This is a genomic window from Streptomyces sp. NPDC001348 (genome assembly GCF_053597535.1).
Genome location: NZ_JBSFIK010000068.1, coordinates 19,454 through 33,868 on the forward strand (window position 1 = coordinate 19,454; position 14,415 = coordinate 33,868).

The window sequence follows — 14,415 nt, forward strand, 5'->3', positions numbered from 1 at the left end:
GTGAACGGGCGGATAGTGGACGGGAAATCGTTGGGCTCTCCCACAGGAGGTTCGTCATGTCCTGTCCACCATCGGTAGACGCGCGCAAAGCGCTGGAATTCCTCAGAACCAGCGGTCTGGTCGACCTCAGTGTTCCCCTGGAGCGCGTGGTCGGCCAGGTCAGCCAACTGGAGGAGGTCGCCGGCTACGTGCTGGCCTGGGAACGCTACGTCCTGGTCGTCGCCAACGAAGTAGCGGACACCGTCTCGTCCGCGGACAACTGATCCGCTGAAACACAACTCAAGGTGGCTGCCGGGAGGATCGATGACGGAAACACGGCAACCCGGCGTCCGGTCATCTCGAAGGCGCGCGGTGGAGGACCGGGCTGTCGCCTGGCTCGCTGCGCGCCGGGCCATGCTCGTCCCACGGCACGACCGGCCGGACACCGTCCTGTTCACCCGTAAGGCCCTGATCGAGACCGCCTTCCTCGTCGGGTTGCGCGCCCGGCTCGACGACGCACCCCTCGACGGTGACTATGCCGCCCTCCTCCGGCAGGTCGCGCACGTCGCCGGCAGGCCCTCGTACCGGGAGATGGTGGCACGCGACGAGCAGGCCCTCCTGCTGTACGCGGGGACGTACGCCGCACTGCGGCTGTGCGGCCTCGACGACCCCGAATTCAGGCGCCTCATCCAGCAGTCCGTGAAAGGCGGGTACGCCGCGGCGTTCGAGCGGATTCCGTACCGCCAGCTCGATCTTCTCCACACCCTTTTTCTGTGCGGCATCGAACACGACCTGCCGGCCATGGACACGGTCCTGCCGTTCACTCTCCTGTGCCAGAACCCGAACGTCCTCAAACTGGCCGACCGCGACATCTACGCCCTCACCCACACCGTCTTCTACGCCACCGACTTCGGCCGACGCGAGCCCGTATGGCCCCGCGGCCGCGGCACCGGCACGGCTGTCGAAATCCTCGAAGCACTCCTCGTCCTGGCCGAAGCCCGCGCGAACGCCGACCTCGTCGGAGAACTCCTGTGCTGCCTCTACTGCCTCGGTGTCGACGACTCCGAAGCGGCGGACCGGGCCTGGGCCTTCCTCGAATCCATCCAGGAAGACAACGGACGGGTCAACGGCCCCGACGGAGTCATCCACCCCCATATGGACAAGGGGGACGAGGACTTCCGGCACTGGGCGGAGGGCTACCACACCACCGTCGTCGCCGCCCTCGCCGGACTGCTCAGGCGCAGCCCGGTACGGATCACCAGGCCACGCCCGAACCTCCCGTCCGGCCAAGTCCCCCTCGAGGAGCCCCTGCGGCGAGCCGTGGTGTGGCTGTGCGACCAGAGCATGGAGCAGGAGCCGCGCGTGGGACTGGCCGGAGTAACGGCGGCCGCCGTCGGAGCCGCCGCTGTCCAGGATCCCCACCTCGCCGGACCGGCCCTCCAGCACTACGCGGCACTCCTCGCCGACGCGCCCCGTGCCCTGTGGCAGGAACAAGGCATGGAAGTCGCCGGAGAATTCGCCCTGGCCCTGCGCGCGACCGGAAACCGCTGCCCGTCCCTGGACGACTTCCTCAAAGCCACGGCCGACGTCGTCGCCTCACTCCCCGCCGTCCCCGCCGATATCGCGCACGGTGTGCACCGGCTGATCGGCCTCGGCCTTCTCAGCCCCTCGACCGCCCCGGCCGTCCCCCGGCAGCCCACGCCCTACGAGCGGTCCGCCTACCCTCCGGAGGCCGCCATCGCCCTGCGCGAAGCCATGGAGACCTACCACCTGGGCCGACTCGCCGCCACCCTCCGCACCCTCGGCCGGGCCGGATGGTGGCGGCACCGCATCACCCAGGACGCCCTCGCCTTCCTCCTCGCCCAGCAGAACACCACCGGCGCGTTCGGCCACCCCGCCACCGACGACCGACCGGCACGCGCACGCGCCCAGTACTCCTGGACCCGCAGCGCGGTGGTGGCCCTCGCGTCCGGCCGAGCGAGTCCGACCAGGCGCCGCCTGCCTCTCGTGCGATGAGGGGCGCGCGACGGGCTGCCTCCGGGTGAGCGCGAGTCCATCCTGCGGGCTCCTGTCCCGTACCCGCCAGGGACGTCGGCTGCCCCGCGCGGTCTGATCCGCGCGAGGCAGTGTTTGTCACTTCGTCACTGCGTGTCAGGTCCCAGGGAAGTCAGGTCGAATCCGTTGCCTATCGCCTTGTAGGCGTCCGATGTCAGATTGACGTGGTCTCCGGAGTCGAAGTCGGACGGAGCCGTGCCTGCGCTGAGCATCAGTGCGGGCGGATCCGCCGTGCTTGCCGCGTCGGAGATCGCCGTGATCGACTCCGCATCCAGGTAGCTCACCGTCGGCGTGGTGAAGTCGAGTTGGTCGGTGATCCAGGTGTTGGTGTCGATGCGGTTCTGGTCGATGGCAGCCTTACACGCGCTGTAGCCGTCGCAGGGAGTCAGCGTCGTGAAGATGACCTTGATACCCCATGCTTTGAGCTGGTCACGCAGCAGCCCGAGCGCGGTGTCGACGTCGACGTCGTCGTGGCCCGCCACGATGTCCTGCAGCCCCTGGGTGACGATGACCGTGCGCAGACCGGGTATCGACAGCACGTCCCGGTCCAGGCGGGTGAGCACTGAGCGGCCTCCGGCGCCCGCGCCCTGGTCTGTACCCAGGTAGTTGTTCTCGATGCCCGAGGCCAGGACGCCGTAGACCGGGATCCCATCGGTGTTGGGGACCAGCCGGGCGACCAGGTCGTCGTTGTACCGGGGCGTGTTGTACCCGGCCGTGGTGCCCGTCGTGCGGGTGTTGACCAGGCCGTCACCGAGTACGGAGACGGACGTCCTGTGGTCGGTGGTGGTGACGTCGACCTCGGTGAGGATGTCGGAGAAGCGGCCCCATGTGGTGTCCGTACCCCTGAAAGCCGTGTCGGTCATGTCGGCGGTGTGGTCGCCGCTGCCGACGGCGCTGACGTAGCCCAGGGTGTCCGGGGCAGCCCACGGGTGCATGACCAGGTAGTTGACCTTGTTCACCAGGTGGATGCTGGTGGTCACCGCTTGGCCGGCGTTCACCTGCAGCGGTACGGGATCGCTGTAGAGTTCGCCACCTTCGGGGATCACCACCGACTTGCTGCCGCTGAAGGTCACGTCGACCGGCCTGGCTGCTGGGATCGCGCCGTTGCCGTAGGGCGCTGCGGTGACGTGGTCGAGGGTGAGTGGCTCGGTGCCCAGCGCGTTGGACAGTCGCAGCCGTACGGTGTCACCGCTGGTGCTGGCTACCGTGGCCATGCGGATGGTCTGGTCACCGAAGGCGCCGATGCTCGGGAACTGGAAGCGCTCCTCGGTTGGCGCACTCCAGGCCCCGGTCCAGGACGAGCCGTTCGAGGCGGTGGCAGTGTCGCGTACGGACATACCGATGATGTGGAGCCCGGGGACGTACCGGCGGGCAGCGTCGGCCAGGTCGGGCAAAGTCACGGAGTTGACGGTGGCGCCCGCCTTCAGCGGCACGGCGAAGGCGTAGATGTTGGTGCTGCGGGTCTCCTGCGTGCTTGGGGTGTTGCGGTGCAGCAGGGTGATGGCGGCCAGTGTGTCCGATCCGTACACCCAGTCGGGCATGGCCAGGTAGTAGCGCTGCGTGCTGCCGTCGCCGTAGGTGATGGCACCCTTCGGAGTGGTGCAGTCCTCGTAGGTTCCATTACCCAGACTGCAGTTCGTGGCCGAGATGTTGGTCTCGTCGGGGACGGAGGGGCTGGTGGTGTTGCCGTCCTCGTGCTGGGAGCCGATGGACCCGTAGGTGGAGAAGCCGAGGAAGACCAGGGCCTGGCCGCCGGCGCCGTTCATCTGGATCGTCTGGTTGGCGGCCATCACGTTGTCGCCGCTGGTGGAGCCGAAGTTGGGAAGGCTGAAGGTGGCGCCGTCCACGGTCACCTTGCCGCCGGGTTGCCAGCCCGCTGCCTTGAGGTCCTGCAATGAGAGTGTGGCGCCGGCCCCGTCGGCGTCGGCGGTGGTGCGGTTGCTGTCGGCGGTGGTGGCGGTGTTGTTGAAGGCGGCCTGCAGACTGGCGTATGTCTTGGTGGCGTGTCCGAGCGCGGTGAACTCGTACTGCTGCTGGGAGGACACGTTGCCGGCCGAGTCGACGGCGTACACATAGAGCGTGTGCGTTCCGGGCGCCGGCGGAGTCACGGTGATCGTGGCGGCGTTCTTGCTGGCCGTCACGGTCTGCGAGGACGGCGTGTTGGATGTCGGTGGGGCGGCGTCCAGGCCGTACAGGAACTTGGCCGCGTTGTTGCCGTTGGTGCCAGGGTTTACAGAGACAGTGAACTTGCCGGGCGTACCGGCCGCGGTGATACCCGCGGAGTCCTCGGGGTACAGGTTGTCCGCCGTCTTGACCGTCGGCTGGGCAGGGCTGTGCAGATCGACGGTGAAATGGCAGGTCGCCGAGGTGGCGGAGGTGTCCTTGCCGTCACTGGAGGTCACCTTCCAGCTCACCACGCTGCCATCGGCCAGACTGCTCATGAAGGACGGGGACAGTTGTTTCGGTGCGACGGTGCCGCTGGCGACAGTGGCGCTGGTGGTCGTGGTGGCCGAGCCACTGCCCACCCAGTACGAATACGTGGCGGCGATGTCGTCCTTGTCCGCGTCGCTCACCGTGGAGTTCAGGGTCGGTGGGGTGGTGGCCAGGGTTTTGCCGACGATCGGATACGGGGTGGCTGTGCCACAGCCGAGTGAGGTGGAGCCGACTTTGGTGGCCAGGCTGTAGGGCTTCTTCGGAACGTGGTTGTACTCGATGGACATCGAGGGGTTGTCGGCGAAGCGTTTGAAGTAGTTGCCGTCACCGCTGCCGTTCTGGCTGTTGACGAGGGCAAAGGTCCAGCTCTTCCAGTGTGCTGCCGCGCCCTTGGCGATGGTGGAGGTCACGGAGAAACCGCCTGAGGGCTCGCTTTTGCAGGCCGGACCAAAGCTTTGCGCGGCCAACTTGCTGGTGAGCGAAGGTTTGGTGTTCCACGTCGTCGAGGAGCTGATCGCGCCGGACCAGTAGAGGTAGACGTCGGAGGAGAGGCTGCAGCTCGCGGAGTAGTTCTCCTTGGTGTCCACCGTTGCGGAGACGATGTGCGCACCGTAGATGCTCGAGGGCACGGCAAGCTGGAAATAGGAGCGTTCCGCGCCGATGCAATCAGTCCAGCTGTTGTAACCGACGCCGGGGTCACCGTACTTGGTGGAGTCGTAGTTTTTCGCCGTGGGGCAGCCCTGCTGGGTGTCCACGTAGTGCTGTCTGCCGCCGCTGGCGTAGTGCGGATTCCAGGAAGGGTCGATGAAGACCGGATACCTGGTCCGCGGGTCGGTGAGCAGCTTGGCGTCGGGAACGAGAGACAGCTTCCGACCGTCCAGCCGACCCTGGACCCGGGCCACCCGCGCTCTGGGAGCCGGACCCGTCTCTGGGACTGAGCGCTCGGCATCGAGGCCGCTGGAGTCCCACATGATCGGTTGCGGTGCGCTGAAGAGCACTCGGCCGTCCGGCGCCGTGGCGGCGAGATTGCCATGGCCGTCGTCGGTGACAGTAACGCCCGTGACCCGGGTCGTCAGGGCGAGCCGGGCGAGCGCGGGATTGGCGGCAGCCATGGCGTCCTTGACGATGAGCACCTCGGACCAGCCACCTTGGGCGTTGGCGGTCACCTTCAGGTCAACACCAGGCAGCACGGCAGGATAGGTCAGGCTGGCGCCCGAGACCCGCGGGGTGGGCAGCGTGTGTGGCCAGGAGAGGCCGAGGGATGCTTTGCCCTTGGTCATGACGGCGAGCGGGGCGGCGCCGCCTCCGGAGAAGGCGAGAGGTTCGGCTGAAGCCTTGGGACTCCAGGTACCGTCGGAATTCCGCGTCAGGGTGGCGTCCACCGGGACCCAGCGGTGGGCCTTGCGTACACGTACGGGCAGCAGGTCCGACTGGTAGCTGAGGGTTCCGGAGGGGTTCGCCGTCGTCGTGGCTGTCTCGGTGGTCAGGGCTTCCACACGAACTGGATGTCCGGTCGCCGCAGCCCGCTTGCCAGCGGCGGTCAGTGCCGTCCGCTGTGCCGGCGTCAGCCCGTCGTCGTCGCTCGGTCGCAAAGAACCGGTCGGCTCTGGCTGCTGCGTGGCGTTGTCCGGTGCCGGAGTCACCGCCGGCTGACCGGCAGCGACATCGGAGACCGACTCCGCCGCGGCCGGTGGGGCGGTGGCGAGAGTAACGGCCTGGCCGAGGCAGAGTGCAGCCGCAGCAGCGATGGCCAGTAACCGCCCGGGCTTGCGCGGCCTTTGTCTGAACGGGCCACCAGTGGAACGTCGGCGGAAAGGCTCGGACATCTGCCCCCCAATTTAGTCCGAATAGAAAAAACGCCGATGGGCGCGAGGGAGGTTACCGGCCGTAGCCGCAAGGCGACAATGATCTTCCGAAAAGTGTCTTGTTATGGATTCCCGGTGGCGCATTGACGAAGTGGGCAAGTTTGCGGCCTGTGGTGGTGGTTGGTCCGTTTCGCGAGTGAACGGCTCAATTCGTTACCGTGTCGGCGGATTCCATATCGACTTTTGGCTCTTCGAGGGCGCTTCGATGGCAATCTCTATACCTGTAAGACGTGTGGACGGACTGTGAAAGACGGAGCCGGACTGATCGAATATCTCTTCGGCAGCCGTGCTGGAATGGGGGGTCCGGAGTGCGTCGCAATTTACCGTGGCGGTTGTACGGCAAGACCATGCGGTTACGTAGAGCCCCTGCGTTATGGGTTGTCGTAACCGCCGCCTTGAGTCTGCTCGTTTCGGTCCTCACACCTCAGGACGCGGCTGCCGACAGCCACCGCTCGGATCATCTTGTGGCGGCGAAGAGGGAACCCTCGGTGCCCGTCGCACCGGTCAAGGGAAAAGCGGCGAAGTCGGCGCGCATGCAGCGCTGGAGCACGACCGCAGCGCACCGGTCCTGGCCAGAGGCCGGAACGGCCGCTGTGGCCGTGCCCACGCAGGGCACCACCGCCGCCCGCGTCGGCGGCCTGCCGGTCTCCATCGGCCAGGCCAAGGGCAGCCGTCCGGAGGCTGCCGGCACACGGGTGCAGGTGAAGCTGCCGGGTCAGGCAGCCGCGCAGAAACTTGGCGTGCGCGGCGTGGTCCTCGCTCTGCAACCGGACGCCGGTTCGTCAGGCGGCACCACGCAAGTAGCGCTTGATTACTCGGCTTTCAAAGACGTCTACGGCGGTGACTGGGCGGGCCGGCTGCGCCTCGTTCGCCTGCCTGCATGCGCGCTGACCACCCCGAACGCTGCCGCGTGCCGCAAGCAGACTCCGCTGCCCTCCAGCAACAACGACAAGACCCACACCGTGTCGGCCCAGGTCGCCTTGCCGGCCCACGCGACCACCAAGTCAAGCGCAGGCACAGAACAGCTGGTGCTTGCTGCGGTTGCCAGCACCTCGGGTGGAGGTGGCAGCTACGCTGCCACCTCGCTGGCCTCGTCGGGACAGTGGTCGGCGGGCGGCTCGAGCGGTGCCTTCTCCTACTCGTACCCCATCTCCGTCCCCGACGTCCCCGGGGGGCTGGCCCCGAGCGTGTCGCTGGACTACAGCTCGCAGAGCGTGGACGGGCGTACCTCATCGACCAATGGTCAGTCCTCCTGGATCGGCGACGGATGGGACTACTCGCCCGGCTTCGTCGAGCGCAGCTACACCTCCTGCTCCGACGACGCGGCGAACGGCACGCCGAAGACCGCCGACGAATGCTGGTCGGACGCCGTCGACACGCTCACGCTGTCGTTGAACGGCTCGTCCAACACGCTGGTCCATGACGACTCCACCGGGACCTGGCACCCGCAGGGCGACAACGGCGAGAAGATCGAGATCAAGAACGACACGGTCAACGGCGACAACGACAACGAGTACTTCGTCGTCACCACCGCCGACGGCACCAAGTACTACTTCGGCCTCAACCGGCTGCCCGGCTGGGCATCGGGCAACGCGACGACCAACTCCGTGTTCACGACTCCCGTGTACGGCAATGACTCGAATGAGCCGTGTCACGCAAGCACGTTCGCTGCTTCCTGGTGCCAGCAGGCATACCGCTGGAACCTCGACTACACGGTCGATCCGCACGGCAACGCCATCAGTTACTGGTACACCCCCGAGAGCAACTACTACGGCAGGGACAATTCCACCACCCCCACCCCGTACAGTCGCGGCGGTTACCTCTCGAAGATCCAGTACGGTCAGCTGGCGGGCAAGGTCTACGACACCACGGCACCTGCGACAGCCCAGGTCTTCTTCGATTCATCCGAGCGCTGTCTGTCCGACTCCGGTTTCGACTGCGCGCCGTCGAAGTTGACGACCGCCAACGCCTCGCACTGGCCGGACGTACCCGCCGACCAGACCTGTGCTTCCTCCGGCACGTGCAACAACCACGGGCCGGCCTTTTACACCACCAAGCGCCTGACGGGCATCCGGACCCAGGTCCTTGTCGGATCCGCCTACCAGGACGTGGACGCCTGGTCCCTGACCCACATCTTCCCACCGACGGGGGACACCACCACCCCGTCGCTGTGGCTGAGCCAGATCGTGCACACCGGCAAGGACGGCGGCAGTCTCTCCCTCCCTCCGGTGAAGTTCGCCGGTCAGGCGCTGGCCAACCGGGTCGACGGTCTGGACGGCTACCAGCCCATCACCCGTTACCGGATGACCACCGTGACCACCGAGTCCGGTGAGGTGGTCACGGTCGACTACAGCGCGGCCCAGTGCCATCGCGCAGGCACCACCGTGCTGCCCTCCAGCCCGGACAGCAACACCTACCGCTGCTATCCGCAGTACTGGACACCGCCGGGGCAGACATCGCCGCAGCTGGACTGGTTCAACAAGTTCGTCGTCAACTCCGTCACGGCGCAGGACCCCACAGCCGGTGGCCTTCCCGTCCAGACCTCCTACACCTACGTCGGCGATCCAGCCTGGCACTTCAACGACGACCCGCTGACCCAGGACAAGTACCGCACCTGGAACCAGTGGCGGGGCTACGGGACGGTCGAGACCCGCACCGGCACGTCGCCTGGGAAGATCACCCTGTCCCGGGAGACCTTCTTCCGAGGCATGGACGGTGACAAGACCTCCTCCGGCACTCGGAGCGTCACCCTCAACGACAGCGCGGCTGACGACGCGCAGAAGGACTCCGACTGGCTGGCCGGGCAGTCCTTCGAAGCACAGTCCTACAACGGTGACGGCGGCGCACTGCTGTCGGACGGCATCACCGACCCCTGGAGCTCGCCGGCGACAGCCACCCAGTCCCGCAAGAAGTCCGGGCTCGACCCGTTGATCGCCCGCCGCGCCAATACCAAACGGGTCCGCACCATCACGACAAAAGCGGACGGCACCAAGCTCACCACCGAGATCGACTACACCATCGACGACGCCACCGGTCTGCCCAAGGCAGCGGACGACAAGGGTGACGTCTCGACGTCCACCGACGACACCTGCACCCGGACCTGGTACGCCACGGACGCCTCCGGCAACCTCCTGCCGGTACCGCGCCGCGTCCAGGAAGTCGCCGTCTCCTGCTCAGCCACCCCGAAATACCCGGCGGACCTGGTCAGTGACGACCTGACGTTCTTCGACAACTCCACGGACAACACCGCCACGCCCACCAAGGGCGATGTCACGATGGTCCAGAAGGCCGACTCGGTGGCCGCCGACGGGACCCCGCACTACATCACCGCCCTGAAGAACACCTACGACTCCTACGGCCGTGAACGCACCGAGACCGACGCCGACAACCGCACCACCACCACGGCGTACACACCGGCGACCGGCGCCAACCCGACCGGCATCACGGTCACCCGGCCGAAGGTCACCGGCCAGACCGCCGGTTTCACCACCACGACCACCCTCGACCCCGCCCGCGGCCTCGACCTGAAGACGACCGACGCCGCCGGTTACACCACCACCAGCACCTACGACCCCCTCGGTCGCCTCACCGCCGTCTGGAACCCGGGCTTCCCCACCGACAACAATCCCAACACCAAGTACAGCTACGACCTCTCCCCGTCGGCGCCGTCCACGGTCACCACCCAGACCCTCCAGGACAACAACGCCTACCGCACCAGCATCTCGCTCTACGACGCGATGCTGCGCCCCCGCGAGACCCAGACGGCGACCGTCGACGGCGGCCGCACCATCACCGACACCGTCTACGACAGCCACGGCTGGGCGGCCAGCGCCTCCAACGCCTACTACAACAGCGGCGCCCCCTCCGGCACACTCGTGGACGCCCCCGACAACAAGACGCCTTCCCAGACCACCACGGTCTACGACGGCGCGGGCCGGGTGACGGCCTCGATCGCCTACCACTTCGCCTCGGAAACGTGGCGCACGACCACGGCGTATCCCGGCTCCGACCGTGTTGACGTCACCCCGCCTGCCGGGGCCACCCCCACGACGACGTACACCGACGCACGTGACCAGCCGGTCAAGCTGGTCCGCTACCACGGCAGTACGCCCACGGGCGCCGCGGACACCGTCACCTACAGCTACGATGCGGCGGGTCACCAGATCGGCCAGGACGACGGTCAGGGGCACACCTGGAGCAGCGGCTACGACCTCCTGGGGCGCCGCACCTCCCAGACCGACCCCGACACCGGCTCCTCCACCTCCGCCTATGACAACGCCGGCCAGCTGCTGACGACCACGGACAACCGCGGCAAGACCATCGGCTACGCGTACGACGAGATGGGCCGCAAGAAGGCCGAGTACGACCTCACCGGCGGCGCCACGCCCTCCGCCGGCAACGAGCTGGCCTCCTGGTCGTACGACACCCTGAAGAAGGGCAAGCCCACATCCTCCACTCGCTATGTGGGCGGCACCAGCGGCAGCGCCTACACCGACAAGGTCCTCGGCTACGACAGCCACGGCTGGGCACAGGCCAGCGAACTCGTCGTCCCGGCCGCCGAAGGCGCACTGGCCGGTAACTACATCCACCAGAGCACCTACAACCTGACCGGCACGCTCAAGAACTACACCGACCAGGACCCGGCCGCCGTCAAGCTGCCTCAGGAGACGGTCGCTTACACCTACGACGCCTTCGACCATCCCATCGCTGTCGGCGGTGTGAACAGCTGGCAGTACGTCGACAAACTCAGCTACACCGAGTTCGACGAGCCGTACCAGTTCACTTACGGGATCGATGGCAACTTCACCCAGCAGACCCTGAACTACGACGACCAGACCCACCGGCTGACGGACTCCACCACCGTCAGCAAGTCCGGCGCCGCCATCGCAGACAAGACCAGCTACAGCTACCAGCCGTCCGGCAACGTCACGAAGATCACCGACAGGCTCGAGACAGACACCACCGACACCCAGTGCTTCACCTATGACTGGGCGCAGCGTCTCAAGGCCGCGTGGACGGCCACCGACGACTGCGCGGCGACCCCAACAACCGGTGCCTCCACCACGGTCGGTGGCCCCTCCCCGTACTGGCAGTCATGGACCTACGACGCCACGGGTGCCCGGGCCAGCCAGGTCGACCACGACACCACCGGTGACGCCTCCCACGACGCGACGTCAACGTACACACCCGTCGAGGCGGGCAAGGGCCCGGCCCACGCGGTGGCCAAGGTGGACACCGTGGTGCCGGGAGACTCGACGGCCGGCACCACGGACGCCTACACCTACGACGAGGACGGCAACGTCCGCACGCGCACCACCCGCGCGGGCACCGACACCTTCACCTACGACGACGAAGACCACCTGTCCGAACTGTCCTCCACGGGCTCGGCCGACGACACGAAGTACCTGTACGACGCAGACGGCACCCTGCTGATCCGGCGCAGCCCGGACGCGACCACCCTCTACACGGGCGATGAGGAGATCACCCTAAAGCAGGGCGCTACGAGTGCCGACGGCGTGCGTTACATCTCCATCGCCGGCGAGACGGTGGCCACGCACTCCTCGGACGGCAAGTTCAGCTACCTGATCCCTGACCGGCAGGGCACCAGCACCCTGGCGATCGACTCCCAGACCCAGCAGGTCACACGCCGCCAGTACAAACCCTTCGGGGAGAGCCGCGACCAGTCCGGGACCTGGACCGCAGGACAGCGGGGCTACGTCGGTGGAACCCAGGACGACAACACCGGCCTGACCAACCTCGGCGCCCGCGAGTACGACCCCTCCATCGGCCGCTTCCTCAGCCCCGACCCCCTCCTGGACCCGGGCTCCCCGCAGACCTGGAACGCCTACGACTACGCCGGCGACTCACCGGTCACCGAGTCCGACCCCTCAGGTCTGTGCATGGCCGACCAGTGCGGCATCGGCTACCCCATCGGCGGCACCGGGACCAGCAAGAGCAACCCCAAGCGCTACGTCACGACCGGCCCCGTCGACCCCGGCGGCCCGAACACCGCCGTCTGCCACCACGGTCGCTGCTCCGACGGCCACTCGATCGGCTACAGCGGCGGCAACATCAGCAAGAAGACGTACGACCCGCAGGCCGCGGCCCGCGCCGTGGCCCGGGCCAAAGCCACGGCCGATGCCACGGCCGCCGCGGCCAAGAAGCAGGCTTCCGGTCTCAAGCACCGCCTGCTCAACCTGGTCGCCGATGTCATCGGTGTCACCGACGCCTACAACTGTTTCACCAAGGGCGACGTCATGGGCTGCATCAACACCGCCCTGACCGCAGTCCCCTGGGGCAAGATATTCAAAGCCGTCAAGGTCGGTGTCGAGGCCTTCAAAATCTGGCGTTCCCTGGACCGCGCCTACACGGCGGTCAAGGACGCCGAGGAAGCCGCGAAACTCGCTGAAGACGCGGTGAAGGCGGAACACGCCATCGAGGAGGCCAGAGCAGCAGAGAAGAGTGGGGCTGAGGGCGCCGAAGAAGCAACGTGCGCCGTGCACAGCTTCGTACCCAGTACGGCCGTCCGCCTGTCCGACGGATCGTCGAAGCCGATCAGCAAGGTGAAAGCCGGCGATACGGTTCTGGCCACCGACCCGCAGACCGGAGTCACAGCGCCGGAGAAGGTCCAGCAGGTCATCGTCACCAAGACGGACAAGGACTTCACCACCCTCACTCTGGACAGCACCCCCACCCGCGGCCCGCCGCGCGGTGGCAAGTCGCACGCCCACAAGCTCACCACCACCTGGCACCACCCCTTCTGGGACGCCACCCACCACCGCTGGACCGACGCCGACGACCTGACTCCGGGCACGCAACTCCGCAGCTCCGACGGCACACGGGTAACGGTCACCGCGGTCCACAACTTTCACCGCCATGGCACCACCTACGACCTCACGGTCGGTAACCTGCACACGTACTATGTGCTGGCGGGGGCCACGCCACTCCTCGTTCACAACTGCAACCTTGGTGACTATGCCGACAGTGTTCGCAACGAACCTGGGGTGAAGTTTGCCTCCGAGTACACATCTCCCTCAGGCGCGAAGTACTACGGCCGCAATAAGCACGGCCAGCAGGCAGAAGGGTCGTTGGCGGATGCACTCGAACGGGCAGGTCACCATGGGGGGTGCGCGGAGGTGCACTGTCTAATTCAGGCGCAGGCGGCGGAGGGGTCCGAGGCCATCAGGGGTGGAACCATGCAAACGGTAAGGACACGGAATAACTCCATGCCGACATCGAATACGGATGGGCATGGTGAACCGGCTCACCCCTGCGGCCGTTGTGGCAGACTGCTGGAAGACCTGGAGATCAACTGATGTCCCTGATTCGCTTCGACTCGCTCAGCGAGGATCTGCTTGGGGCACTTGTTGCGTCCGGGTGGAACGCAGGAAGGAAGGTTGACACAGGTCAATGGGTGGAGCCGCTGGAGGGTGAAGGGTACCGGTCCCACCCATTGGCAGAGAAAATCCTCGCGGCGCTGGGAGGGCTCTCAATCGAGCCGGTCAATAGAGTCGGCCCGAACTTCAGTAATGACGAGCCTTACAATTTCGATCCCAGAGCCGCTGGATCAGGGCAGCGCGATCTAGCGACAGAGGTGGAGAGTGTTCTCGGTGGGGACTATTTCCCCATCGGTGAATGGATCAGTTATTCGAGCGTGTTCGTCGAAGCTGGGGGGAGGGTGGTTGCTGCTGGCATGGGCTGGATTTGGGAGCTTGGTTCCACCTTTGAAGACTCCCTAGAGTTGGCAGTCTGCGCGAATCGCCCACTCATCTGCCTGTACTCCGATCCGGGACTCGATCCTTGGCCGAGACCTTATTCTCGTTAGTGAATCTCGGCCGCGTAGAGCTTCGTCTAACGGGGCTTCCGGCCTGGTTGACGGCAGTAGTTGCCGCTGAGGTTGAAACGGTGGGGTGACGGCGTTACGGAGGCTCCAGTGCCAGTCCGGTTCCGGCGATGAAGCCGTCGAGTACTCCGGGGCGGCGTTGGAGGCTGCGTAAGCGGTTCTTCACGAGCGGGGTGAGGTCTTCGATCGAGCGGGGTGCGAGGTTGGCCAGGGGCTTCTTCAGGTGGGCCCAGACGCCTT

5 protein-coding genes and 1 pseudogene are annotated in these 14,415 nt (G+C 66.6%); 4 read left to right on the forward strand and 2 right to left on the reverse strand.

Features of this window, described 5'->3' with window-relative positions:
* Positions 1 to 56 precede the first annotated feature (56 nt).
* The gene (locus ACWC21_RS39845; RefSeq protein ID WP_450889514.1) at positions 57 to 263 is read left to right on the forward strand and encodes a hypothetical protein; all 207 of its coding nucleotides are present in this window, start codon (positions 57 to 59) and stop codon (positions 261 to 263) included.
* A gap of 88 nt (positions 264 to 351) precedes the next feature.
* Positions 352 to 1,995: a DUF6895 family protein gene (locus ACWC21_RS39850; RefSeq protein ID WP_450889516.1), complete on the forward strand. Its 1,644-nt coding sequence runs from the start codon at positions 352 to 354 to the stop codon at positions 1,993 to 1,995.
* Between the two features lie 125 nt (positions 1,996 to 2,120).
* On the opposite strand, the gene ACWC21_RS39855 is transcribed toward ACWC21_RS39850, so the two are convergent.
* Entirely contained in the window at positions 2,121 to 5,963 is a 3,843-nt protein-coding gene (locus ACWC21_RS39855) for a hypothetical protein (RefSeq protein WP_450889518.1), read from the reverse strand.
* An 857-nt stretch (positions 5,964 to 6,820) separates the two neighbouring features.
* On the opposite strand from ACWC21_RS39855, the gene ACWC21_RS39860 reads away from it, so the two are divergent.
* Entirely contained in the window at positions 6,821 to 13,648 is a 6,828-nt protein-coding gene (locus ACWC21_RS39860) for an RHS repeat-associated core domain-containing protein (protein WP_450889520.1), read from the forward strand.
* Positions 13,648 to 14,157 (forward strand): SUKH-3 domain-containing protein, encoded by a 510-nt coding sequence (locus ACWC21_RS39865; protein ID WP_450889522.1) that lies wholly within the window; start codon positions 13,648 to 13,650, stop codon positions 14,155 to 14,157. The genes ACWC21_RS39860 and ACWC21_RS39865 overlap by 1 nt, the downstream gene beginning before the upstream one ends.
* A gap of 94 nt (positions 14,158 to 14,251) precedes the next feature.
* On the opposite strand, the pseudogene ACWC21_RS39870 reads toward ACWC21_RS39865, so the two are convergent.
* Positions 14,252 to 14,415, reverse strand: a pseudogene (locus ACWC21_RS39870) (IS630 family transposase); the annotation flags it as partial.